The 23,546-nt window shown below is 60.0% G+C and carries 24 protein-coding genes and 1 pseudogene; 13 read left to right on the plus strand and 12 right to left on the minus strand.

The genetic code is table 11. The features are described from left to right. Window positions 1-23 precede the first annotated feature (23 nt). Together F3J15_RS09920 and F3J15_RS09925 are read right to left on the minus strand one after the other, a co-directional pair. A pseudogene (locus F3J15_RS09920) lies at window positions 24-394 on the minus strand (GyrI-like domain-containing protein); the annotation flags it as partial. Window positions 395-415: 21 nt separating this feature from the next. After that, on the minus strand, window positions 416-1,165 hold the full coding sequence (locus F3J15_RS09925; RefSeq protein ID WP_166890311.1) for an MHYT domain-containing protein: 750 nt from the start codon (window positions 1,163-1,165) through the stop codon (window positions 416-418). Between the two features lie 407 nt (window positions 1,166-1,572). On the opposite strand from F3J15_RS09925, the gene F3J15_RS09930 reads away from it, so the two are divergent. Continuing rightward, on the plus strand, window positions 1,573-2,217 hold the full coding sequence (locus F3J15_RS09930) for a carbonic anhydrase (RefSeq protein WP_089448781.1): 645 nt from the start codon (window positions 1,573-1,575) through the stop codon (window positions 2,215-2,217). Between the two features lie 138 nt (window positions 2,218-2,355). On the opposite strand, the gene F3J15_RS09935 is transcribed toward F3J15_RS09930, so the two are convergent. After that, a complete protein-coding gene (locus F3J15_RS09935) occupies window positions 2,356-3,090 on the minus strand; it encodes an ABC transporter substrate-binding protein (protein WP_166890410.1) in 735 nt (244 codons plus the stop codon). Between the two features lie 379 nt (window positions 3,091-3,469). Here F3J15_RS09935 and F3J15_RS09940 point away from each other — a divergent pair, with 379 nt between their 5' ends. Continuing rightward, complete coding sequence (locus tag F3J15_RS09940) at window positions 3,470-4,915, plus strand: DEAD/DEAH box helicase (protein WP_205190762.1); 1,446 nt, start codon at window positions 3,470-3,472, stop codon at window positions 4,913-4,915. A gap of 372 nt (window positions 4,916-5,287) precedes the next feature. Here the strand turns inward: F3J15_RS09940 and F3J15_RS09945 are convergent, their stop codons facing one another. Beyond that, window positions 5,288-5,728: a hypothetical protein gene (locus F3J15_RS09945; RefSeq protein ID WP_240158750.1), complete on the minus strand. Its 441-nt coding sequence runs from the start codon at window positions 5,726-5,728 to the stop codon at window positions 5,288-5,290. Window positions 5,729-5,839: 111 nt separating this feature from the next. Here F3J15_RS09945 and F3J15_RS09950 point away from each other — a divergent pair, with 111 nt between their 5' ends. The 3 genes from F3J15_RS09950 to F3J15_RS09960 all read left to right on the plus strand — a co-directional run bounded on the left by F3J15_RS09950 (window position 5,840) and on the right by F3J15_RS09960 (window position 8,647). Continuing rightward, on the plus strand, window positions 5,840-6,223 hold the full coding sequence (locus F3J15_RS09950; protein WP_166890314.1) for an ATP-dependent protease: 384 nt from the start codon (window positions 5,840-5,842) through the stop codon (window positions 6,221-6,223). 1,191 nt (window positions 6,224-7,414) lie between these two features. Then, window positions 7,415-7,828, plus strand: a complete 414-nt coding sequence (locus F3J15_RS09955) for a hypothetical protein (protein ID WP_166890318.1) — start codon at window positions 7,415-7,417, stop codon at window positions 7,826-7,828. Window positions 7,829-8,047: 219 nt separating this feature from the next. Then, the gene (locus F3J15_RS09960; RefSeq protein ID WP_166890321.1) at window positions 8,048-8,647 is read left to right on the plus strand and encodes a DJ-1/PfpI family protein; all 600 of its coding nucleotides are present in this window, start codon (window positions 8,048-8,050) and stop codon (window positions 8,645-8,647) included. Here the strand turns inward: F3J15_RS09960 and F3J15_RS09965 are convergent. The 3 genes from F3J15_RS09965 to F3J15_RS09975 all read right to left on the minus strand — a co-directional run bounded on the left by F3J15_RS09965 (window position 8,628) and on the right by F3J15_RS09975 (window position 10,895). Continuing rightward, a complete protein-coding gene (locus F3J15_RS09965) occupies window positions 8,628-8,984 on the minus strand; it encodes a hypothetical protein (protein WP_166890324.1) in 357 nt (118 codons plus the stop codon). The genes F3J15_RS09960 and F3J15_RS09965 overlap by 20 nt on opposite strands. Before the next feature lie 257 nt (window positions 8,985-9,241). After that, window positions 9,242-10,267: a phosphate ABC transporter substrate-binding protein PstS gene (pstS, locus tag F3J15_RS09970; RefSeq protein ID WP_166890327.1), complete on the minus strand. Its 1,026-nt coding sequence runs from the start codon at window positions 10,265-10,267 to the stop codon at window positions 9,242-9,244. A 412-nt stretch (window positions 10,268-10,679) separates the two neighbouring features. Continuing rightward, complete coding sequence (locus F3J15_RS09975; protein WP_069249651.1) at window positions 10,680-10,895, minus strand: hypothetical protein; 216 nt, start codon at window positions 10,893-10,895, stop codon at window positions 10,680-10,682. A gap of 202 nt (window positions 10,896-11,097) precedes the next feature. On the opposite strand from F3J15_RS09975, the gene F3J15_RS09980 reads away from it, so the two are divergent. Continuing rightward, window positions 11,098-11,412 (plus strand): hypothetical protein, encoded by a 315-nt coding sequence (locus tag F3J15_RS09980; RefSeq protein ID WP_166890330.1) that lies wholly within the window; start codon window positions 11,098-11,100, stop codon window positions 11,410-11,412. Between the two features lie 385 nt (window positions 11,413-11,797). Here the strand turns inward: F3J15_RS09980 and F3J15_RS09985 are convergent, their stop codons facing one another. From F3J15_RS09985 to F3J15_RS09995, 3 genes are all read right to left on the minus strand, one after another. After that, on the minus strand, window positions 11,798-12,202 hold the full coding sequence (locus F3J15_RS09985; RefSeq protein ID WP_166890333.1) for a hypothetical protein: 405 nt from the start codon (window positions 12,200-12,202) through the stop codon (window positions 11,798-11,800). 174 nt (window positions 12,203-12,376) lie between these two features. Beyond that, window positions 12,377-13,618 carry a dicarboxylate/amino acid:cation symporter gene (locus tag F3J15_RS09990; protein ID WP_166890336.1) on the minus strand — a complete coding sequence of 414 codons (1,242 nt, stop codon included), beginning with the start codon at window positions 13,616-13,618 and terminating at the stop codon, window positions 12,377-12,379. Next, window positions 13,602-14,264, minus strand: a complete 663-nt coding sequence (locus F3J15_RS09995; RefSeq protein ID WP_089448773.1) for a GntR family transcriptional regulator — start codon at window positions 14,262-14,264, stop codon at window positions 13,602-13,604. The genes F3J15_RS09990 and F3J15_RS09995 overlap by 17 nt, the downstream gene beginning before the upstream one ends. 150 nt (window positions 14,265-14,414) lie before the next feature. Between F3J15_RS09995 and F3J15_RS10000 the strand changes: the two genes are divergently transcribed. Together F3J15_RS10000 and F3J15_RS10005 are read left to right on the plus strand one after the other, a co-directional pair. Next, window positions 14,415-14,879, plus strand: a complete 465-nt coding sequence (locus F3J15_RS10000) for a GNAT family N-acetyltransferase (RefSeq protein WP_166890339.1) — start codon at window positions 14,415-14,417, stop codon at window positions 14,877-14,879. Window positions 14,880-15,276: 397 nt separating this feature from the next. After that, window positions 15,277-15,612 carry a hypothetical protein gene (locus tag F3J15_RS10005; protein ID WP_166890342.1) on the plus strand — a complete coding sequence of 112 codons (336 nt, stop codon included), beginning with the start codon at window positions 15,277-15,279 and terminating at the stop codon, window positions 15,610-15,612. Window positions 15,613-15,860: 248 nt separating this feature from the next. Here the strand turns inward: F3J15_RS10005 and F3J15_RS10010 are convergent, their stop codons facing one another. Beyond that, window positions 15,861-16,412, minus strand: a complete 552-nt coding sequence (locus F3J15_RS10010; RefSeq protein WP_166890344.1) for a hypothetical protein — start codon at window positions 16,410-16,412, stop codon at window positions 15,861-15,863. 1,581 nt (window positions 16,413-17,993) lie between these two features. Here F3J15_RS10010 and F3J15_RS10015 point away from each other — a divergent pair. From F3J15_RS10015 to F3J15_RS10025, 3 genes are all read left to right on the plus strand, one after another. Beyond that, window positions 17,994-18,410 carry a hypothetical protein gene (locus F3J15_RS10015; protein ID WP_166890347.1) on the plus strand — a complete coding sequence of 139 codons (417 nt, stop codon included), beginning with the start codon at window positions 17,994-17,996 and terminating at the stop codon, window positions 18,408-18,410. Between the two features lie 540 nt (window positions 18,411-18,950). After that, entirely contained in the window at window positions 18,951-19,277 is a 327-nt protein-coding gene (locus F3J15_RS10020; RefSeq protein WP_166890350.1) for an EthD family reductase, read from the plus strand. A 306-nt stretch (window positions 19,278-19,583) separates the two neighbouring features. Then, window positions 19,584-20,141, plus strand: coding sequence for a glutathione peroxidase (locus F3J15_RS10025; RefSeq protein ID WP_166890418.1), 558 nt, complete (start codon window positions 19,584-19,586; stop codon window positions 20,139-20,141). 47 nt (window positions 20,142-20,188) lie between these two features. Here F3J15_RS10025 and F3J15_RS10030 read toward each other — a convergent pair whose 3' ends face one another. Beyond that, window positions 20,189-21,025 (minus strand): alpha/beta hydrolase, encoded by an 837-nt coding sequence (locus F3J15_RS10030; protein WP_166890353.1) that lies wholly within the window; start codon window positions 21,023-21,025, stop codon window positions 20,189-20,191. 206 nt (window positions 21,026-21,231) lie between these two features. Between F3J15_RS10030 and F3J15_RS10035 the strand changes: the two genes are divergently transcribed. Together F3J15_RS10035 and F3J15_RS10040 are read left to right on the plus strand one after the other, a co-directional pair. Then, window positions 21,232-22,215, plus strand: coding sequence for an AraC family transcriptional regulator (locus tag F3J15_RS10035; RefSeq protein WP_089448766.1), 984 nt, complete (start codon window positions 21,232-21,234; stop codon window positions 22,213-22,215). A 165-nt stretch (window positions 22,216-22,380) separates the two neighbouring features. Beyond that, a complete protein-coding gene (locus F3J15_RS10040; protein ID WP_166890355.1) occupies window positions 22,381-23,328 on the plus strand; it encodes a GlxA family transcriptional regulator in 948 nt (315 codons plus the stop codon). Window positions 23,329-23,546 lie beyond the last annotated feature (218 nt).

Below are 23,546 nucleotides of genomic sequence, written 5' to 3' on the forward strand. Positions count from 1 at the left end.
GACGCCGCGAGGCCGTGCGACGCTTACTTCAACGGCATGCAGATGCGCGTCTGCAACTGCGCGGCGGTGTGCTGCGCGGGTCGTTCAGGTACTGCTCGAACATCGGGAAGTCGGCCGGCACCATGCCGCTCGCGGGCAGCCATTCGGAGAACATCCAGTTATACGGCTGGTCCATTTCGTTGTACGGCCCGGTGTAGGTCAGGATCGCGCAGCGGCCGGCGGAAATCTCGAAGCGTTCCAGCTCGTCGCCCACTTCGGCGTCGGGCGCGACGGACATGCCGGCCATCGAGCGCAAGCGGTTGGCCGGCACCTGCTCGGGATCGTCGCAATACACGCCGAAGCCGATCGCCTCGGGGCGCGCCAGGCCGCGGGCGGCGGCCAGCATGAAGGCCCGGATGAAGTCGAGCCTGCCCTGTCAGCGAGTGGGATTCCGTCGATCGAGATGGGTGCTCAATGTCGCCTGAACGCGTTCTCGTGCCTGGGTATTGGTTCTGGCATCCAGCAGCATGATCACGGCAGCGACCAGGAAAATCACCAGGCTGAAAGTCACGACGATACCGGCCAGCCACGGTGCGGGCAGATCGGAGAGGGTCACCGTTGCGTCGCTGCCACGTTCAAAACTCGCCGCTGCCATGCCGCAATAATGCATCCCGCACACGGCCACGCCCATGACGATGGCCGAACCGATCTGGCGTGTTCTGCCGAATGTGCTCGGCCGGCGCAGGTCGAAGGCCAGCAACAAGGCGGCGCCGCTCGCCAGGATCGCGATGATGACGGACAGCGCGACCAACCAGGGCTGGTATCGAATACCGGAGCAGATGCTCATGGCCTGCATGCCGAGATAGTGCATGCCGGCGACGCCCAGTCCCATGACGATTGCGCTGACAATGAGTTGCGGCCAATGCAGGGCGAAGCGGGAGAGCGGGATGAAGCCGACGGTCGAAGCCGCAATCGCAATGAGCAAGGAAGCGACGGTGGTGGGAATATCGTATCCGACAGCGACCGGCAGGTGAAATGCCAGCATGGCGACGAAATGCATCGACCAGATACCGAGCCCCATGATGCAACCGCCGAAAGCGATCCAAGGCCAGATCGAACGATTCCCGATGAGATTCAGGCGATCGGAAATATTGAGTGCCGTGAACGATGCAAGGATCGAAAGCAAGCAGGAAAGTACGACAAGCGTAGGGCACGTAGGTGCCGGACATGATCGTTATTCTCGGTTATAGGCTTTTTGGTCGTTTGAGGGCGCCCTATTTTTTGCGAGTGCGCCGTCCCCTCGTGTGTCCCGCAAATATACCGAAACCCGGATTCGAATCAAGGGCGCCGCTGCCAACTTAGGGTGGTGCGTCGGTGCGACGGACGTCCCCGGATCGTGCAGGGTTTTCGGTCCCGGGCGGACCGGATCGGATGCGCCGTGCGCGCATGGGGGCGCGTCGAGGGAGTCCGGCCGGCCGACGCCCGCGCCGGCCTCATCACGACGCCGTCGATCTGCGATAATGGCGCCCGCCTTGGCGGACGCGGCGCGCCATCACATTGCCGCCCGCCGTGAATTCGTATCAGGAGAGTCCCGTGCGCGACATCATCGACGGCTTTCTGCGCTTTCAGCGCGAGGTCTATCCGCAACGTGTCGAGCTGTTCAAGCAGCTCGCGACCACCCAGAATCCCAAGGCGCTGTTCGTGACGTGCTCGGACAGCCGCGTGGTGCCCGAACTGCTGACGCAGCGCGAGCCGGGCGAACTGTTCGTGATTCGCAACGCGGGCAACATCGTCCCGTCGTACGGACCGGAACCGGGCGGCGTGTCGGCCACCGTCGAATACGCGGTCGCCGTGCTCGGCGTGCGGGATATCGTCATTTGCGGGCACTCGGATTGCGGTGCGATGGGCGCGATCTCGCGGTGTACGTGTCTCGACCATATGCCGGCTGTCGCGAACTGGTTGCGCCATTCCGATGCCGCGAAAGCCATCAATGCCGCGCATCAGTTCGACTCCCCTCGGGCCAAGCTCGACGGTCTGGTGCGCGAGAACGTGATCGCGCAGCTCGCCAACCTGCGCACGCATCCGTCGGTTGCCCTCGCGCTCGAGCAAGGACGCATGAATCTGCACGGTTGGGTCTACGACATCGAGATGGGGCGCATCGACGCACTCGACGGCACCACGCGCCGATTCGTCCCGTTGAGCGAGTCGCCGACCACGGTGGCGGTCAAGTCGTACTGAGCGCCGGGACCTCGGTCCGGCCGGTCATATCCGCCATGCCGAGTGGAAAAGCGGGAAGCGATCGCGGCTGCTCGCACCCGAAGCGGCCGGTGAGCGGGCCGAGCGCGGTCCCGGCGCGCTGCGCCACGCCCGATGCAATCACGCTTGCGGCGCGACGGATGCGCCGGTGATGCCATGCCTTCGCAGCGAATCCGCGACGAAGCCTGACGCCTTCATTTCCTCGACGAACGCATTCAGTGCAGCCGCGGCCGCTTCGCCGCGGCTCTTCGGCACACCCATGGCCTGCCGGATCACCATGAACCGCTCGTCGAGCAGGCGCAGGCCGGGCGTTTTAGCGGCGTCGGCCTCGAGCTGCTGCTTCACGCCTGCGGCCACTTCCAGTTGCTCTTCGAGGAAGGTCTGCACGACGGCTTGCGACGTGGGTGCACGCACGATCTGCGCGGCCTTCAGTTCGCGCGTGAGGAACAGGTCGTAGGCGCTGCCCTTGCCAACGGTCACGCGGTTGCCCGGCTGGTCGACGTCCGCGTTCGTGCGGATCGGCGACGCGTCGCGCACCAGATAGAACCCTTCGATCAGCACGTACGGCGCCGTGAACGTGACCGTTTCGCCGCGCAGCGGATCGACGGCGAAGAAGCCGAAATCGGCACGCTCGTCGGTCAGTGCCTGCACCGATTTGCCGGCAGTGTCGAACACGACCAGTTCCAGCTCGGCCGACAGGCGCTCGGCGAACGCGCGCGCAAGGTCGATCGACACGCCGAACGGTTCGCCCGTCGCCGGGTCGCGGTTCGCGAGGATCGGGTTGCCGAGGTTGATCGACGCGCGCAGCTTGCCGGTCGGCGTGAACGCGGAGAGGACGGAAGGGGCGAGGGGCATGGGAGGCTCGTGGTGGTCGTAGCGACAGGGTTCGGAGCGCGTCGATGTGCGACGGCGCGTCGGCATCGAGCTTAACACCTGGCTTTCGTCATCGAGCGGCGTCGAGCGGCGCAAGCCGGCCTTCGGCGTCAACCGGGAGACGCGAGATAGGTGTCTTCCCCTCATCTAGCGGCCCGAACCGTGAAGGGCGGGCAAAGGGATGGCGTGGCTGCGAGAGGCGATTTGATGCGGGAAGAGGGAGGTGATTTGCGTGCTTCGCGCCAGCGGCGGCTGTCGGTTGGCCGTGTCGCCGCTCCCCATCGGCGCCGCCCAGCCGGCGCTGTGGGCCTCGATCCGCCCGGCAACCGCTAGAATTGCGGTTTTAGTCCGGAATACGTCCATGTCTTTTGCCTCGCTCGGCCTGATCGATCCCTTGCTGCGTAACCTGCAGGACCTCAATTACCAGGCCCCCACGCCGGTGCAGGCCAAGGCGATTCCTGCCGTGCTCGGTGGCAAGGACGTGATGGCGGGCGCCCAGACCGGCACGGGCAAGACGGCGGGGTTTGCGCTGCCGCTGTTGCAGCGGCTGGTGCAACACGGCCCGGCGGTGTCCAGCAACCGCGCACGGGTGCTGGTGCTGGTGCCCACGCGTGAACTGGCTGAACAGGTGTTGCAAAGCTTCATCGCGTACGGCAAGGGCCTCGATTTGCGATTTCTGGCCGCTTACGGCGGCGTGAGCATCAATCCGCAGATGATGAAGTTGCGCAAGGGCGTGGATGTGCTCGTAGCCACGCCGGGCCGTTTGCTGGACCTCAATCGCCAGAACGCGGTGCAGTTCGATCAGGTGCAGACGCTGGTGCTGGACGAAGCCGACCGCATGCTGGATCTCGGCTTTGCGCGCGAACTCAACGCCGTCTTTGCCGCGCTGCCCGCGCAGCGCCAGACGCTGCTGTTCTCGGCCACGTTTACCGACGATATCCGCGCGATGGCGGCGACCATTCTGCGTAGTCCGGTCAACATCAGCGTCAGCCCGCCCAATGCCACGGCCAGCAAGATCAAGCAGTGGGTGGTGACGGTGGACAAGCGGAACAAGCCCGACCTTTTCATGCACCTCGTGGCCGAGAACAAGTGGGAGCATGCGCTGGTATTCGTCAAGACGCGCAATGGCGTGGATTACCTGGCGGCGATGCTGGACGAAGCGGGCTATGCAGTCGACACCATCCACGGCGACAAGCCGCAACCGGCGCGCCTGCGTGCGCTGGAGCGCTTCAAGACGGGCGAGGTCCAGATGCTGGTGGCCACCGATGTGGCGGCGCGCGGGCTGGATATCGACGACCTGCCGTTGGTGATCAACGTGGACCTGCCGATCGTGGCGCAAGACTATGTGCACCGCATCGGCCGTACCGGGCGCGCAGGCGCCAGTGGCGTGGCGGTGTCCCTGGTGTGTGCGGATGAAGCGCCGCAACTGGCCGCGATCGAAGCGCTGATCAAGCAAACGCTGCGCCGTGAAGAAGAGCCGGGTTTCGAGGCCGAACACCGCGTGCCGGAAACCAGCGCGACGGGCCAGATCATCAAGAAACCCAAAAAACCGAAGAAGCCCAAAGTGTCGCAAGCTGCGTCGGCTGCCATGCCGGTGGCGGGTAAGAAGCCGCGTCCGCAAGGTGGTGAGAACAAGCGCAAGGCTGCGGCGCCGCACGCGAAGCCGGCCGGTAACGGACCGGACTACACCATCGGCAGCCCGTTCAGCGTGCAGAAGCCGCGTGGCAAATCTGCCGGCAAGCCGGCGGCGGGCGCGCGCAAGCCGGCTGGCAAACCCGCTGGTGCCCGCGGGAAACGTCCGTCCTGATGCGTGGAGATGCGGCTCGCCAGCCATTGAATATGGCTGGCGGTTCGACGGCTGAAGGTAACCTCGAGTGTGTGGCGTCGTCGGGTTGAATCTGCAGCCCATCGCGATCCGTCGACGCAAATTTCAGAACCACCGTTTGAGGCTGAAACGGGAGGTTCAGGAAAGTCCGCCGGGACAAGCGCCCGTTGCTGATGCCAGGACGGCGGCGAGGATTAGCGCTGCAAAGGCAGACCGAAAGACTGGACGCATTGCCGGGAAACCAGTTCGACTGCTTGCTGCGGCAGCAGCGGGTGCGAGCATCGCCGGCGAAGGCTGGGACCTGCAATCCGCCTTCGCAGCCTTGCGGAATGCTGTCCCGCTATGGGTGCGGCCTTACTGCCATTCACCGGGATGACAGATCACCCAACCCGGGAGGTAGCTATCCATGTCCGTATGGCCCCAGCACCAGCCGTGCTGGTGAAGAGTCTTCATCAACTGTTCGCGTTGTGCGCAGGCGCTTCCCGGAGCATATTGCCCGTCAGGCAATAATTTTGGTGCCGGGCCGTTCCGGCATTTGTCATTGGCGACTTCTTCCTGATGCATCAATGCCTGGACGGCAGATGGAATGGTGCGGGCCAACGTGGCCTTGTATTCGATGCAGGCTGGGGCTTTGGGATCGTTGGACTTGCGGGCACATTGGGACTGAAGCTTGTCGATGTTTCTCGATACTTCTGGCGGATACGTCTCGGCGTGCGCTGCAGCAAGACATCCAGCCATCAACAGGTAGGCGGCAAGTGATCTGATCAAAATCATTTCGCGTATGACACGATGCATCCGGTAGCTCGGGAACGGGCGAATTATGGCATGTGCGCGCGGTCCGGACTCGAGGCGCCTGCCGGGGTGCAGCCCGTGCGATGATGTGCGATGAACGACATGAGAGATGGAATGACGACTACATTCGACGAGGCGACAACGGCGGCGATCGCCGCGTTTGCCCAATTGGATTTCTACACGGCTTTGCAGGCGATGCGCGCCGAGGCGGACTACGACCGCGAACGGGATCAGTGGATCTCGCGCTATATCGACGAGCACGGCGGCGGCGCGGACGATGCCGAATACGACGCCTTGCACGCGCGGGCCCAGGCAACTCCGGAATACGCGCAGTTCATCGACGCGGCTCGCCGGGAAATCCTGGAATACTTCGACGTGACTGACGATCAACTGGACTGGATGGTCGTGCTGCGCAATGACGACAGCGATGAGCTTTGGGCGGAAGTCAACCGGCAGCGGAGCGCGCTGGGAACCGGTGAGGTGCGCGGAGACCTCTGATCATGGCTTGCCATTGGGGGCGCAAGTCGTGCTGGGTGCGGGGCTGGAGTCAGGTCAATTGCGAGGTGCGCCGGGCTTTCAGTTGCTGAAGCCGATCCCGTCAAGAGAGGGCAAGCTTTCGGATCTTCGGAGCGTGTGACCGTTGTGCTCTGACACTTGCCGTCGAGGTGCAACGGCTCGATCTGCAGCAATGGGGTGTGCTTGGGCGGCCGCGTCGGACAGCGGCCGGCCAGAAGCGGTCAATCGACAGTATCGGAGATCGGCAACAATTAATCCGATTTTCGCGGGTCTGGGAAATGTACATCGCCAACAAACAATCGAGATACAACTAGAACAAAGTGCATGAGACAGGGGAGGTGGCACAAATATGCGATCCAGTCTTCACTCGTCCATTTTGATTGCTGTGACATTTGTACTTTGCCTGTGTCTCGGTGCTTGCAAGCAGGAACAGGACGAGTCGCCGGCTCTATTGCAAAACGTGACGGCGAGTGGTGGTTACTGGGGTGCATGCCCGCCTAAGGACAGGACCGGACAGGAAACGTTGAAAACCATGGGCCGGCTTGGAACATCGCCTGAACTTGACGCCCGATTGAATGCTGGTTTCCCTCCTGGATCGGATGCTCGGATACTCGAAAGGACCCTTGCTGAACAAGGATTCCACTTTGACGGTGTCTGCAAGACAGACCGGTCGATTCATGCTGCCGACTTTCACCGTAAAGGCAAGGGTTTCCTGTCTTACGGTGTGTTTGCGGAAGTCTATTGGAAAGTGGACCAAGTCGGTCAAATCGAGTGGACGAAAGGATTTGTTATGTTTGACGGCTTATAGACATCGTCGGGTGGTTGGCCACGAAAGACGTAATTGGTCGATCGAATGACCGCTTGCAAAATCACGAAAGGACCGCTCCGGGTCGATCCCGGCCCGCGACTTCGCACACAAGCACCTCGTTCGATACGCGTCACGGACGGGGCCGCCCCGATAGACTCGAGCGTTGAAATTTCGGTCTCGATCGAAACAGCGACCGTCTAATCGTGGAGTAGTATTCCCCCATGTTCAGGTCATTGCCAAGCCTCTACGGCGCACTGTCGACCCATTCGTGACGACGGCGGCGAGCTCGCTACAGTGTTCGGAAACTGTCTCAACGATACGTGTGGCGGCTCCGGCCGCGACGAAGGCATTGATGGGAATGCATCATGTCAACCGAGTGGAACCACCGCGTCAGACTGTTTGTCCAGCGTTTCTGGCAGCCGACCAGTGCGTGCATGACGTGCATGCCGGGGAGCTGGGGAAATATCACGAGCCTTGCCCACTGGACTATCGCATTTCATACGGGTCTGCTGACTGGACTCTTGGCTGTACTTCTGACGTTCACGCCTGTGTCAAAACTCTACGCGCATCGATACGGCAATGCGCTGGTCGTTGGCGTCCTGACCACGTTGGGTGACGCCTACTCGCACACGAGTCACTACCGCATCCCGTATGTCGAGCACATCGTGACGGGGGCAATTTCAGGTGCCTTTACGCTTGCCGCGTCATATCTCTTCGAAGACCGCGCGCGACGCATTCGGGCGGTGTGGGCTCGGGTTGTCGGACAGACTGTCCGCTGACTTTCCAAACCCACCGTGCCAAACGGAAAGAGATTCCCCGGTGAGGCTACGCTTCATGAACTGCCGGTCCGGAAAGCAGCGCTGATGTGAGAACGCGACGTGCACACTTCCGACCAGGTCCCAGTGGCCGAAACAGCACCCGCAAGTTTTCGCCAACGTAAATCCGTTCATCGCGCCGATCTGGCAATATGCATCGACAGACCACAGCCAAGGCATCCCATGCACATCGCGATTCTGACCTTCCAGGGCTTCAACGAACTCGATTCCCTCATCGCGCTGGGCGTACTCAATCGCATCAAGAAGCCCGACTGGCGGGTGACGCTGTCATGCCCGGAGCAATTCGTCACATCGATGAACGGTGTGACCGTGCAGGCGCAGTCGACGTTGGCGGACGCACGCGCGGCGGATGCCGTCATCGTCGGGAGCGGGATTCAAACCCGGGACGTCGTCAACGACGCGACGCTGATGGAGCAACTGAATCTCGATCCGACCCGGCAACTGATTAGCGCCCAATGCTCGGGTACGCTGGTTCTCGCAAAGCTTGGCCTTCTCGACAACATCCCGGCGTGCACGGACCTCACGACCAAACCCTGGGTCGTCGAGGCGGGCGTCGAAGTCCTCAATCAGCCTTTCTTCGCTCAAGGCAATGTCGCAACGGCAGGTGGCTGCCTTGCTTCGCCGTATCTGGCCGCATGGATCATTGCGCGCCTGGAAGGCGAGGAAGCGGCGCGAAGCGCACTGCACTACGTGGCGCCGGTCGGGGAGAAGGAGGCGTACGTATCTCGTGCGTTGACGAACATCACGCCTTACCTGCCGTAGCGCGCAAAAAAATGGCGCTGCCTCCATCGCCACGAGCCGGGCTGAGCGGTAACGTCGGGTTCCCGACACCGGCTTCTCCCAGGTGCCCGGTTGCCACGTCGTTCGGCTGCCGCGTGGAAGAGGGGGCGAGAATGTTCGATGCCTCATTCAGGCAGAGCCATTCGGTGACGCCGGTCTGCAACGGATCGGACTCCACCAGCCAGTTCGTCGTGCAAAGACGGCAGCGATACTGTCGCACGACGATTGCAGGCCGACCTAGCGGCCGCAATTTCGTTGGCTTGTGCAATTCCACCAGTCCGCGATGCGCGACGGGATCGGACATCATGCGCATGTTCATGCACGCTTCGCAAGGCATGTGCGTCAGCCTTTCAGGAACGCGTCGGCGCGGCGAATCACTTCTTCGCTCATGGTTCAAATCGTCCGCTGATTGCAACGTGATCGGCAGTGCGTCCGTCCGATGTTCAAATCAGGCGCGCTCGCCATCGCGGTGTGCGTCGATTGGCGGTCGTGACGGACCGTCCGGAAGGTCATCAAAGGGACGTCCTCCTTCGCTGCGTGGCGAATGCGGGCGATTGCGCGTCTCATCCGGACTACTCAGTTTGCAATCGGCTTACCGGACGCATCCTTGATTTTCGCTTTCCATTGCGTGCGGATTTCGGATACCACCGATTCGGGAAGCGAGATGTAGTCCAACTCCGTGGCGGCCTGGTTGCCGTTGTGGAATGCCCAGTCGAAGAACTTGAGCGTTTCCGTGCCTTGTGCCGGCTTCTCTTGCGTTGCATACAGCAGCACGAACGTCGCGCCGACGACCGGCCATGCTTCCTTGCCCGGCTCGTTCGTCAGGATCTGATAGAACGACTTCGACCAGTTCGCGCCGGCAGCCGCCGCCTTGAACGTTTCCGTCTTCGGCTCGACCACCGTGCCCGTCGAGTTCTTCAGCGCGGTGTAGACCATGTTGTTCTTCTTCGCGTACGCCCATTCGACGTAGCCGATCGCGCCCGGCAGGCGCTGCACGAACGCGGCGACGCCGTCGTTGCCCTTGCCGCCCGTGCCCGTCGGCCAATTGACCGTCGTACCTTCGCCGACCTTCGACTTCCATTCGCCGTTGACCTTCGACAGGTAGTTCGTCCAGATGAAGCTCGTGCCCGAGCCGTCGGCACGGCGAACCACGGCGATGTCCGTGTCCGATAGCTTCACCTTCGGGTTCAGCGCGACGATCGCCGGGTCGTTCCACTTCTTGATCTTGCCGAGGTAGATGTCGCCGAGCACCGGGCCTGACAGTGTCAGTTCGCCGGCCTTCACGCCCGGCACGTTGACGACCGGCACCACGCCACCGACCACCGTCGGGAACTGGAACAGGCCTGCCTTCGCGAGCTCGTCATCCTTCAGCGGAGCATCCGAACCGGCAAAATCGACTGTCTTCGCGTTGATCTGCTTCAGGCCGCCCGACGAGCCGATGCCTTGATAGTTGACCTTGCCGCCGCCCGCCCGCTTGTACGCGTCTGCCCACTTTGCATAAATCGGGGCGGCGAACGTGCTGCCTGCGCCGGTGATATCTACCGCGTGAGCATGGAGGGCAACAAGAACCAGGGTGCAGGGCATCAAGATCCGGATGTTCATGTCACGCCTCCTGTCGGCTATCGGCATGCCGGCCCGCAAGCAGGCCTCGGTTGAGAAGTCTGACGGGTCGAGTGGGGTCTGCCGGCTGTTTTTCGGCAACGTCTGTCGATTGACCGCGGCAATGATCGTCTCTCGATTGCTTTCGAGCACGATGCGCCATTGCGTGGCCGCGGCAGCCTCTGTGCCGCATTTTTCTCGTGTGACGTTCGCGGGGAGCTTGATTGCAACGTACCGCAACCGAGGCCGCGGGAAGTGAGCGGCCGGCCTGGATCGTCACCGACGATCGGGTAGGTCAGACAAGTGGCGAAGTCCGTCATCGTGTGCGGTAAGCGATCTCGCAACGAAGGGTGATAGGAGTATTGCAGTTGACTGTGAAAATTCAAGGAAGGCGCAATGGCTCGATCCGCCGCATTCAATGCACGTCACGGGCGACGATGGAGGCCAACGCCCGATCGCCGTCGCGTTGGGCAGTGTCTTCCGTGGAAAAGACGTCGGTACTGAATGCGATCAGTTTGAAGCCGGATCCCGCGGAGCGAGGAACCGTGATGCCCCAGTGCCAGCCGCCATCTTGCTGGAACACGTGGAGCGCAGGGGGGCCTTGGCCCAGTGCTGGTGAAGAAGTCGTCATCGCGTGCTCTCCCGTCGTGGGGCAATTGCGGGGCAACTACATCGGACGCGCGAACCCAGTCTACGGACACTTTTGCTGCGGCGCAATATTCGAGTTTTACGAAAATGCCAATGTGTGAAACGCCACAATTTTGAAATACAAATATGCAACCCCGGAGATGGCTGGCATATTGGTGTGACGATTAGGATTTTTCGGAGGCTTTATGGATCGCAGTTCGCTTGTGTGGGCGGGGGTGCCGCATAGCAGCGATGGCGTCGTGTTTCAGATTCGGGTCGGTCACGGACTTCAGCGTTTTCATATTGCTCGATTGATTCTCGAGAAGGCGTGCGACCTTGAGCGACTGGCGTCTGACGCACGACAGCTCGAATGCTTTTACGAGCATTTGACGTCGATCCTGGCAGTCGCGCGGAAGACGCGCTCAAAGGCGAAGGCCGATACGGTTTCGATGAATGTTTCGGATTTTGTTCGGCCGGGGAGTGCTCGGAGCGAGCCGGCGGCTTGGGCGGTGATGCTGTGAGCGTCGCAGGGCGGTTGAGGAGAGCGGAGTTTTCGGTTCTGGAGCGGACGGGCGTGGGGCTTGGCGAGCTTCACGCGTTGCGTATTGTCGCGTGCGGCGCAGGTACTGCTGCAGTGTTGGCGGGATGCTTTTTGCGGGCTTCCGCGTAGCCTCGCGATTGAGCGGCGCGATGAAAGGGTGTCGCGCGATGACTGCATACCCATGAATGAAAAGCGCTGGCCGGTGAACTGGCCAGCAAAGTGGTCCTGGCGATCCGAGGTTGAGTGTGCCAGAACCAAAGACACTGAACGGCGTGCGCGTGCAGCCAGACGAGCATCTCAAACGATCGGCCCCGAAAGTCGGGGCTTCTCCGGCTCGACCTTGCGCAATAATCTGTGATCGCAGTTTAGGCCGGGCTAACGGATGCGACCCGACGTGCACTCATGCTCGGAAAATTGAAGGCATCGCAGGGCTTCTTCGGAACTGTCCACGTTGCGATCATCGCGGCGGTCGGCAGATAGTCGGGATCGGCCGACGCGACCCCGGCCCACACGCCGCGAGACACCTGTCTGCCATGGAGATAAAAGTGCAGCTCCCGGCCAGCGCGGTCGCACATACACTTGATTCTCTCCACCGATTGGCCCAATCCTCTAATCCGTGCGATTTGGTTGCGATCCAGCTCGAACAGGGCACTCACCACGCCGTCACAGTTGCCAATGGCAATCATGTTGCTGTCATCCGTCAACGCCCATGTCGGATGCGGCGTGCCTAGGCGCAGCATGAAATAATCTGCAGACTCTGAACCAACCATACTGTTTCTCCTGCAAAAGATCCGTTGTTCTGCTAACTGAAGATCAATGGAAACGAACGTTCATCCAATCCTGTTCTCTTCGCCGTACCCGGATACTCGAGTGGATGTGCCCCGGGGCCTTGCAATGGGCGGGCGCAACAGTGAAGCGCCCTGCGCCCGTCGCTTCCGAGGCACTCACACGCTCGCCTGACGCGTCACGGTGTCGGCGGCGATACTGTCCTCCGAACCGGAAAGTCTCACCGCAACAGCCGCCGCCGCCGTGCTCCCGTAGACGTTGAGGGCGGTTCTCCCCATGTCGAAAAAGGCGTCGACGCCCAACAGCAGCAGCACCGCATCGGCCGGCAATCCGATCGACGTCAGCACGATGGTGATGGCTACGATCGCTCCGGAGGGCACATTGGCTGCTCCGTCGATGGTGATGATCGTCAAAATCAAAATCGTGATCACCAGCGGCCAGGACCAGGCGAGATGATATGCGTCGGCCAGATAGCCGACTGCAAGGGCCGTGTAAAGGACTGCGCCGTCGCGATTGAAAATATAGGCGAGCGGCAAGATCGTGGACGCCACGCCGTGGGGAACGCCGAATTCGACCAGCTTCTTCAGGTGCAACGGGTAGGTAATTTCGGACGACCGCGTCGTGAAACCAAGAATCAGCGGTTCCTTCACCTTCCTGAGAACGGCGAGAGGCGACTGACCGGCGACGCGAATGACGAGGGTGAGTACCACCGCCAGCACCGCCATGCCGAGATAGGCCACGCCCAGAAGCTCGACGAGCGAGTGCACGCCGGTGAAGCCCTTGGCCGACAACAGCTGCGCGATCGCGGCGAAGATCGCGAGCGGCGACCATGCGATCACCCACTGGGTCATCTTGAACAGCCCCGACAGAAGCGCCTCGAAAACGGCGATCGCGGGCTCGGCACGCTCCGGGGCAGCCGACAAGGCCGCACCGAAAATGACGCCGAAAACGAGTACCGGGAGAGAATTCCCTGCAGCGAGCGCAGCGACGATGTTCGCGGGGATCAAATCAACGAGAAATTTCGTCCAGTCGATGCTGGACGCGAGCGCGGTGGGCATCGATCCGGAGTGAATGAGGCTCGCACCAAGACCCGGTCGAAATGCAAAGTTGAGCAGCAGGCCGAGCGACGCAGCCAGGCCGGTCATCAAGACGAAGAAGACGATACTGGATAGTGCGACCTTGCCAAGCCGTTCGCGCAGTCGGCCGGCACGAAAGACACCGACCGTGACCGACAGGAAGATCAACGGCATGACGACCATCTTGATCGCGTGGCCGAACATCGCGCTGAGAAAGCCCAGTTTCCCGGCAAAGCCAGGAGCAAACACGCCGCAAGCGACGCCCAGGACGAGCCCGCCAAGCATTTGCATCGGGAGGGAAAGTCCCTTATTTTTCGTTTTCATGCCGCGCCTTTAGTAGTTTTATCCGTGCGGGCGTACCGTCAACGATGTGATTCCACATATGCTGACGCGCAAGCTCGCCGTCGTTCGCTTCGATTGCGTGAAAGATTTTTAGGTGCTCGATCGTGCCGCGCCGAACGGTTTCGTCGTCGCTACGCGGGAGTTCGTTTAGCGCTAATGTCTGGGCTCGCAATAGACCATACGCCGATGAGATTCGCACGTTTCTTGCTGCAGCAAATAACGCTTGATGAAAGACCCAGCCGACACGTTGCTCGAGCATGATGTCCGCGACGTCCCGGTCAATCAAGTCCTGCATTTTCTCTGCTGCGTCGCGAAGGTCTGCCGTTACGCCCGACCTGGCTGCAAGAAATGCCGCTGTACTCTCGAGGGCCAGCCGCATTTCAAAAATTTCGCGGAGATCACTCGTTGTCGGCGAGGCGACATAGGTCCCACTCTTTTCGATCACGACGACCAGCCCTTCGGATTCGAGCAAATGCAATGCGCTGCGCACGGGCATTTGGCCGAAGCCGAGTTCGTCCGACAGGCCTCGATGGGATACTTTCTGTCCAGGCGCAAGGCGGCCGTCAAAGATCCTCGATCGGATCTCGTCGTAGGCAAGCTCTGCATCTGTCGAGACTTTTGACGTCATCTGTGATCGCAGTTAGCGTATGATTGAAAAAGAGATAACGGATAGGAAATTACCCTTACTGGTAACGTTCGGCAACTGATAATTTTGCGAGTGGGTATGCCGAACGCGAACCGGAAGAAAATCTGCGTCATGAAGCGAGCTGATAATTAGATGACTTCACAAGATGTGCGCTTTACCATCTGCGCCGTTCGTGCGGAAGAAACCTATCCCCTCAGGGCCGCAATCTTGATGGCCGGCGATGAGGAGGGGAGCGCTCTACCCGGAGACTTCGCCCCGACGACGATGCATTTTGCCGTGCGTGATAACGACGGTATTGTGGCTGTGGCGTCCGTATGTCAAGAAGGACAAGCCGGTGTTTTGAACGCTGAAGCGTGGCGCCTTCGCGGCATGGCCGTCCATCCATCGGTGCGTGGTTTGGGATTCGGACGCCTTCTGGTCAATCTATCCATTCGTCATGTCCGCGAACAGCGTGGATTATTGCTCTGGTGTACGGCGCGCGAATCAGCATACCCATTTTATGAAATGCTCGGCTTTAATCGCGATCCGAAACCGATTTCAATGCAGGGGCGCGACGACATGAGGTTCTTTCTCATGCAGCGCCAGATCGTGGGCTGATTTTCGTCTGCTACTGACGTCAGACGACTAGATGGTGTCTGCATGGTCTGGTGCAGTGCTTCTGCGCTGACTCCGATTGCGTGTGATGTCCAAGGACTTCTGCGATCAACTTGGAAACTATCAGCGATCGACGGCGCCCTGGCCTGCCTGGATAGGGCCGCCGACGGCCATGAAGAGTCGCTCGACGCAATTGCCTGCATCATCGACAATCAGCGTCGTTGGATGACTGGAGCATGAGAAAAATGAAGCTCTACCGGTTACAGCGGCAATCGACGATGTATCGGGCGCGGTAACGACCCGAACGAGGTTCGGGGCGAACACTGTATTCTATGCCACCATAGACGGTCAGCGACAATGCGCTGTGCAGATCGTCGGAACTGTTCGAGTTGAGAGCGGAATGATCGTAACTGCAGTACTCCGGGCCCCGAATGATTGGCAAACGTTGGAGGGGTGGCGCAACCATCAGAGCGGCCGCATTGAGGGTGTTTCCTCTATATCGTCGCTGCGCTTTGCCGCCATTTTGTTTGGTGCGCTTTTCGTGGCCGTCGTCGTTTTAGGGTTTGTTTTCAGGTCAGTTGCGGGCGAGCATCTACTTGCCATTTTAATGAGTTCAATTTTCGGCGCAGCGGCACTGATCCCCATCGTCGGTTGGTATCGGGGAATGCAAGTTTGGGATGCACTTGGAGCGAACACTCGCCTGGATCGAACGGCCAGCTTCGAGAAAATTGGCTGACCGCTTCGGGGCGGAAGCGGTCGGCTGCCGTGAGTCCGCCCCTTGTCGAATTATCGCGCTATGAGCGCCGGTGCCCACTCAGGTTTAGGGGGGCACGGTCAAAAAAACCAACCAACGTCACAATCGAAGAGCATATTTTCGCAACGCGAGCGTCCCCATGCTACTGAAGCGAAGCGAGTTCGATCGACACAAAAACTGCAACGCCGTGTTTGCAGCCGGTCGTGAAACATCGATTTCATTGAAACGTCTTAAGCTTCCGGTCCAGACCAAGATCCAACCGTATTTCCGCGTTGGTTGGTGTAGTAACCTTGAACAGTGTAACGACGCGGATCTGTCGGAGGCCCCCATCCAAACAATATCCAGGCTTCCAGATCACCGTTCTCCTGGCCATCATCAGCCATCCACCCTTTCCCAGGAACCTTGTCAGTAGCCGCCTCTGCAAGTTCGTGACCATAAACCGCAGTGAAATCTCCGACATCGCCATTACCACAACCATTGCATCCGGTGGGAGAAGGAAGCACGGCATATGCAGTGTCGAGGCCATTAAAGGAGAATGCGTCATGATATCCACAGTACGCGCTACAAGACTCATCCCCGTTGCCGTCAAACCGCGATGTAACTCCATCGGGAAGTATGAGCATGAAAAGACTATTCGCGTTGGCTACAAGCGTACCGTCCGATATAAGCGACTTGATTACCTGTTGAGCGTCGGAGTCGGTAAAAATGGAGCCTGAGTCCAGCGTCGGTCCAACTACTGATCCGTTATAGCGCCCCGGACCAGTTCCGTAGCCAAGATCCATAAGCGGCTGCAGGTAGCCGTACTCCACGATAGCCTTACTAAACGTTTCCAGAAACCCTTGGTCTCCCCAATACGGTCCGAGGTACACATTCATCACTTCGGGTTGAAGAAGCTGACTGCCGCCTCGGTTTCTAAAACCCGCCGCTCCTCCTGGGCCCGTCGGTGATGCCAGCGGCTGAGTGACCAACTCGTGATCATTTTGCTCTGCGCTTCGAAGATACGCCGGTCGGTAAACGTGTCGTGGAGCAACAATCTGGATAACACCCGCTCTGGACCCTATAGCCCGTAGCTGTTGAAGATCGGCGGGTGCTTTCGGTACGTTTTTGCGAGTCATCCAGTGAGTGGGGCCCACGGGACGCGGTTTCAAAGTGGCCATTTCTTTTCCTTTTTTCAAGTTAGGGGTGGGGGAGCCGGTCAAATCCCGGCGCAGTCCGGGACAGATACTCGGTGCGCGCTATACGAATTTTCTAGAAAGAAGAGATACGCTCAATCATTCGAAACTAAAACGTCCGAGAAATGAATGTTGTCGACTGCCCCGCAGATTTATCCGCCTCCACATTTCGAGGAGTGGAGTATGTATGAGGACAGGTCGCTTGGATCCGAAAGTGCAAGCCGTTTACGCCGCCTCGGAAATTTTCCGAAGAGCGCAAGCTAAACACGACTTACGGCGCTTGGCTATAAATCTCAGGATCACGAATCTCAAGTCATTGAATTTTAATTGTAGAGACGATCGATGAAGCGGGGCATGGGTCAACACCCGAGATCTGGGGTAGGAAAACCATTGACTTCACGTACCAGCGACGTATCTGAATTATTAATGCGCTCACTGATCTCACGGCCGTAGACGTTGCCATTTTGCTAAGTACTTAGAACCTGCGGCGTCATCACGAAGGGCCGCTTATCGGCTGCGGGCGTCCTGGAAATCCGTCGGCGTGCGTTGTAGCGTAGCTTTTGGATCCGAGTATTATCAGACAAAACCAAGAAACCTATGCATCAACGGCGAGCGGCCTGCGAGGATATCGAGTAGTAAGGCCGTTATAGGTCAGACGAAAAGGTTTGGCTTCGCGAGCTTACCAGCAGCTCCGATGCCTTCGTATAAAGTTCGCCTTTCGGCCAGACGCAGACTATCGCTTACTTTTTCGCTTAAGCTGGAGGACATATTTTGTCTATGATGATTGAATGTTTGGTGCAGTGACGTCGAGCGGACAGGACGTTGCATCGAGCGCCGGCATCCGTGTGAAGAATTATTCTGTCTCTTGAAACGCCCCTAGGGCAAGCTAGAGAACGACAATGGGTGAGATAGTCAAGGGCGTATTCAACGCACCATTGGCGACTATATTTGTTGTTGCCGGGATGATCTTCTTGTTTGTTGCGGCAGTCGGAAATATTAGTGGGAAAGTTGAGCCCGGTTCTCATGGGCGCATAATTTCCGGGATTCTTGGCACAGTATTCGTTGCTGTTGGCGTTGTAATGTATGCATCAACAAATGCAGAGGATACCTTCTTCCTCAGATAAGGCGCCAGTTTCAGAACGCGCGTCAGTCTCTCACACAATACCGGAGCAGAGTAGACCGGAGCTGACGGTGCCAACAACGGATGCCAGCCATCAAACACCTCCCATAGAGGACACCAACGCAACGCCCACTGCCACAACTCCGCGCGTGGAGAAAGCGGCTGGCAATGAAATCACTTCCGCCTATAAAATCATGCTCGGCGAAACGATAGCGGGGCGATTGAGCAAGATCCAAGATCGCGCGTTCTACACCCTTAAAACCCCTAGCCATACCACCGGAACGATAAGGGTGATTTTGCGAAAGCGCTTCTACGCGAGCGTCACGATTTATGACGCAGTCGAGCGGAACGTCAAGTCGAATTGGGAAACCGGTGACGATCCCGTGACGCTGTCTTTCGACAGTTCTCCCAATGCCACTTACTACATTATGGTGGAGCGGAAAGACGGAAATGGGGGAGGCTATGAACTTATAGTGCACGAAGAATGATGTGAAAGTCCCAACTTACACGACAAGCAATACTGAAACGCGGGATGCCCGCTTCGGGTCGGTAACGGGCGATCCTTGAAAGGGTAAGCGCAGGTCGCGGCTTGGGTTTGCGCGCCGAGCCTAATCAGAATAGTTCCAGGTATTGCTGCATCATTGGAGGGGCGGGTACTGGCGCTCCGGGGAGGCGCGTGTCCATGTGACCGCGAAAAGTTGCCGTGGACGCCCGAGTGTATCAGCGGTCCAAACGGGACGACTCGAGCTTCACATTCGGTCGGTTGTCGGTTATGACGATCGGCAGCTATCTGCAAGGCGTCCTCACCTGACTGCCGCCCCTCAAAGCATCCGACATCGCCGAACGGCTCCCGCATCGTTGGACACACAGCGCCACCAAACTGACAAGACGGGTTCGCCCGTGCTTACAATCAGAAGAATCAGTACGCCGATTCTGCAAAAAGCCTTCGCCACGCCATAAATTGGCGACCTCGATGTCGTCTCGCGAGCGTTGGCGCCTCGATTACCGTGCAGCAACAGGAGAACCCGATGATCAAAGTCAGTGTCATGTACCCGTACGCCGCAGGCGCGCGATTCGATCATGCTTACTACCGCGAGAAGCACATGCCAATGGTGAAGCAGCGGCTCGGTGCGGCATGTCTGTACTACACGGTGGACAAGGGCATCGCAGGCGGCGCTCCGGGCACTGATCCTGTCTACGTGGCCAAGTGCGACTTCGTCTGCACTTCTGTTGAAGCTTTCGAGGCGGCCCGCGACCCGCACGCGCAGGAGATCATGGCCGACATCGCCAAATACACGGATATACAACCCGTGCTTCAAATCAGTGAGGTGGTGGTAGAGCGTTCCGAATTCTGACCAAGGTTCGGATATCGCCAGGCACCGCATCCGCACATGGCATACCTCGGCAACAAGGCGGTGCTTATGCAAGCACTCAGCCGGGGTATCGAAGTCTCGTGTCTTTCGAGGCCGCCTGTTTGACCCTGCGGCCCGCGCCTGCAAGCAAGCAGTTGACCGATCCAGTAGGATAGGGCTCCGCTACGCGCAGATCACGAGCGTCGATAACGCGCCTTCGCTGACCGACGTGCAAGGTTTTCCAGTGAACGCGATACACCGCGATTCCGGCGGTTCGCCAATCAATTTGATCAATTGAAGGATGCAGACATGAGCACGATTTACGATATTCCTGTCAACGCCATCGACGGCGCGCAAACAACCCTGCGTTCCTACGAAGGCAAAGTGCTGCTGGTGGTGAACGTGGCGTCCAAATGCGGGTTGACGCCGCAATACGAAGGTCTGGAGGCGCTCTACGAAGGCAAGCGCGCCGAAGGTCTCGAAGTGCTGGCGTTCCCCGCCAACAACTTCAAGGGCCAGGAGCCGGGCACCGATGCGGAGATCCAGTCGTTCTGCACCGGCACTTTCGGCGTGAAGTTTCCGTTGTTCTCGAAAATCTCCGTGATCGGCGACGACAAGCATCCGCTCTATCGCTCGCTCACCCAGGCGCAGCCGCAGGCGACCGGCGACGGTCCGTTCCGTGCGCGCCTCGAAGGCTACGGCATTCAACCGAGCCCGGCGCCCGAGGTGCTGTGGAACTTCGAGAAGTTTCTCGTGAGCCGCACGGGCGAAGTGGTCGCGCGCTTCTCGCCCGATACGACCGCGGACGACCCGACGCTGGTCGCCGCCATCGACGCGGAGCTGGCCAAGACCGTTGTTGCACGATAGCAGGTGGATTCACGGCCATAGCCGTTTATGGGCCATTGGCCGGCAACTCAACCCTTGCCGAGATCTCCCGCCGCAGGCGCCAGCGCCCAGTCGAGCGCGAAATCGGCAACCTCCTCCCAGCCTTTCTCGCCGCAGGTGTAGTGGCTGCGGCCGTCGAACAGTTTGTACGCCGAAACGGCCCGCGAGCCCTTCGCATTCCTTTCGAAATTCTCGCGCTGTACGGCCGGCGGCAGGATGTTGTCGTTGCCGCCGGCGATAAAGAGCAGCGGCGCGCGATCGCCGTTCGCGAAGTTGTAGCGCGTCGGGGCATTCGGGTTGACGTTCGCGAACCCGCCTTGAAACAGGATGCGCCCCGACACGGGTACCGCGTAGCGGTCGTAAACCCGCTTCGATTCCTCGAGGCTCAGGTTGTTCGTGAATGCGTAGTGAAACTCTTTCTCGGTAATGGGCACAGCGCGATGCAGGTTGGCCGGATTGCGCAGGACCGGGAACGTCGCCTTGATCTCGCTGAACGGCAGTGCCCATACGCCCTTCACCGCGGCGCCGTCGATCGAGACACCGGCCGAGCCGTAACCCGCGTCGAGAAGAAGCTGGACGAACGCGCCGCCGAACGAATGCCCCATGATGATCGGCTTGGTGCCGAGCGCCGCGATGGTCCGGGCCAGGTGATCGAAGATCTCGCGCACGCCCAGATTCACCAGCGGCGACGGGTCGCGGCGGAGGGCCTCGACGCCGGCCGTGCCCGGCTGGACGCCCGGATACCCCGGCGTGATGACGCGCATGCCGCGCTGCTCGTAGCGCGTGACCCAATGTTCCCACGACAACGGCGTCATCCACAGGCCGTGAATCAGTACAACCGTGTCGGTACGCGTTTCCGGATTCATATCCCTGCTCCTGTGATTGCTGGATGACGAACATCACGCCTGTGAGACCTCGGTGTTTCCGGATCCGTCTGCCCCATGCTTGCCAGCATCGAAACAAGGGGTACTACGCGATTGCCGTGTGCCACGCACGTTGAGAATAGTCTTTGACACCGGCGTCGTTCAGCGTGAATGATGTGTCCATCATAAAGACCATCCGAGTACGCGACATGGCCAAAAAGCCGGAATTCTTTGCTCAAACGCCGACGGCGCTGGACGATGACGCAGATCCGTTCGCCTTCAAGCGGGATGCCTTTTCCGACGTGCTGGAGCTGATCCGCATCCGCGGCAATACGGTCTTCACGTGCGCGGCATCGGCGCCTTTCGGATTGCGCTTTCCTGCCGGCAAGTATCGTCTGCACATCATCCGTAGCGGCAGCGTGGCGATCGAAGTGGAGGGGCTCGACGAGCGCTATCACGCATCGCAGGGAGACCTGGTCATGCTGATGCATGGCCACGGCCATGTCATCTCCGACCGGCCGGGCCGCTCCGCGAGTCTCGTCACGGATCTCGCGCCACAGTACTACGATCGCGAGCGCCTGACGATCGGGAGCGGCGACACCACCTGGCTGTGCGGCGACTTCGGATTCGACGGCGTGCTGTCGCAACGGTTGCTGTCCGTGCTGCCGCCGGTGCTGGTGCTGAAGGGGTTGCGGGAGCGGCCGTTCGAATGGCTGGAGCTGAGCTGCCATTTCATCCTCGACGAGGCGTTGAGTCCGCGTGCGGGCGCCGCCGCGATGATCTCCCGATTGCTGGATGTCATCTTCGTCCAGTTGCTGCGCACCTGGGCGACAGAGGGCTCGGCGGGGCACGGGTGGCTGTCCGGTGCGATCGACAGCCGGATCAATCCGGCGATGTCGGCCATTCATGCCGACCCGGGGCGTGCGTGGAGCGTGAGTGATCTCGCCGAGTTGTCGAATCTGTCGCGGTCGGCTTTTGCGGACCGGTTCCAGCGTGTTGTGGGGCAGGCGCCGTTGAGCTACCTCACGACCTGGCGCCTCGATCGGGCGGCGGAGTTGTTGCGGTACAGCCGCGCGCCGATTTCGGATATCGCTGGTCGGGTTGGGTATTCGTCGGAAGCAGCGTTCAGTCGCGCGTTTCGAGGACGGTACGAGATGTCGCCGATGCAGTGGCGGAAGGTGAATACGGAGTAGGGTGGGCCTGACGGCCATCGTGGCCCGGCAGATGTTGGCGGCTAGACATACGGACAATCGATCACGACGTAAACGACGTTTTTCCCTCATTTCAGGCTGAATGGCGCCATTTGAGGGTTCCTCGTAAAATGCGACTTTACGGGATTTTCAGTCAACGACGTCATCATGCATCGAATCGGATTCTTCGTTTGCCGTGGCTACGATGCGCTCGATTTGGGCGGGCCACTGTCGGCCTTCAACCAGGTCGCCACGGCGGCGGGCCACGCGCCCTATGATCTCCACGTCATCTCGCAGTCCGGCGGCCCGGTTCCGGGCAATACGGGCCTGTCGGTCGACACGAAGCCGATCGGAAGGCGCACGTTCGACACCGTCATTTTCGTGGGCGGTGACATCGATCCGATGCAGACGCCGGAGAACATCGCCGCCGCCAGAAAACTGGGCGCCAGGGCCTCGCGGGTGGCAAGCGTGTGTACGGGGGCGTTTCTGCTTGCGGAAACCGGTTTGCTGGACGGCTTGAGAGCGACGACGCACTGGCGATACGCTGCCCAATTGCAGTCACGCTTTCCCCGCATCAGGGTCGAGGGCGACAGCATCTATCTCGAGGAGGGCCGCATCTGGACGTCGGCGGGCATCGCATCCGGAATCGACCTGGCGCTCGGCATGATTGAAAAAGATATGGGCGCGGAGGTCGCGCGCGCTGTCTCCCGGCTTTTGGTGGTTCCGTATCGTCGGCCAGGTGGTCAGTCCCAATTCTCGGCGATGTCGCAGATGGAGCCGGAATCGGATCGCATCCGCATCGCGCTGAATTTTGCGCGGGAACATCTGGCGGAAGCGTTGCCTGTCGAACGGCTCGCCGAGGCCGCAAGTTTGAGTTTGCGACAGTTCGGGCGCGCATTTCGTCGGGAAACCGGAGAAACACCTGCGAAGGCGGTCGAGCGCTTGCGCGTCGAAGCGGCGCGGCTGCGCCTGCAGGGGGGCAGCGAACCGATCGAACAGATTGCGCTGGCTGTCGGGTTCACCGACCCGGAACGGATGCGGCGGGCCTTCATCAAACTGCATGGGCACCCGCCGCAAGCGATTCGACGCGAGAGCCGATCGAACGGCGCGCGCTGATCGACCATCGTCAGCCGGCCGATCTGCGCGCTGACTGGCCGAGGTCCTTCCAAGATACGTTCAGATATCCGAACTGGCGCGTGATGACGCGAAACGCTCTGTCCGGGCGTCCTTATCCGACTGGCGAGGCCCGTAAAATCTTTGAATTGCAGTCCTAATCAAGTGTGCCGACGATTTCGAGTGTCGCGCGACGCTGTACCCTGCCATCAAAGCCCCTG

The organism is Burkholderia sp. Ap-955, from assembly GCF_011753045.1.
In the GTDB taxonomy this organism is placed as follows: Bacteria; Pseudomonadota; Gammaproteobacteria; order Burkholderiales; family Burkholderiaceae; genus Burkholderia; species Burkholderia lata_D.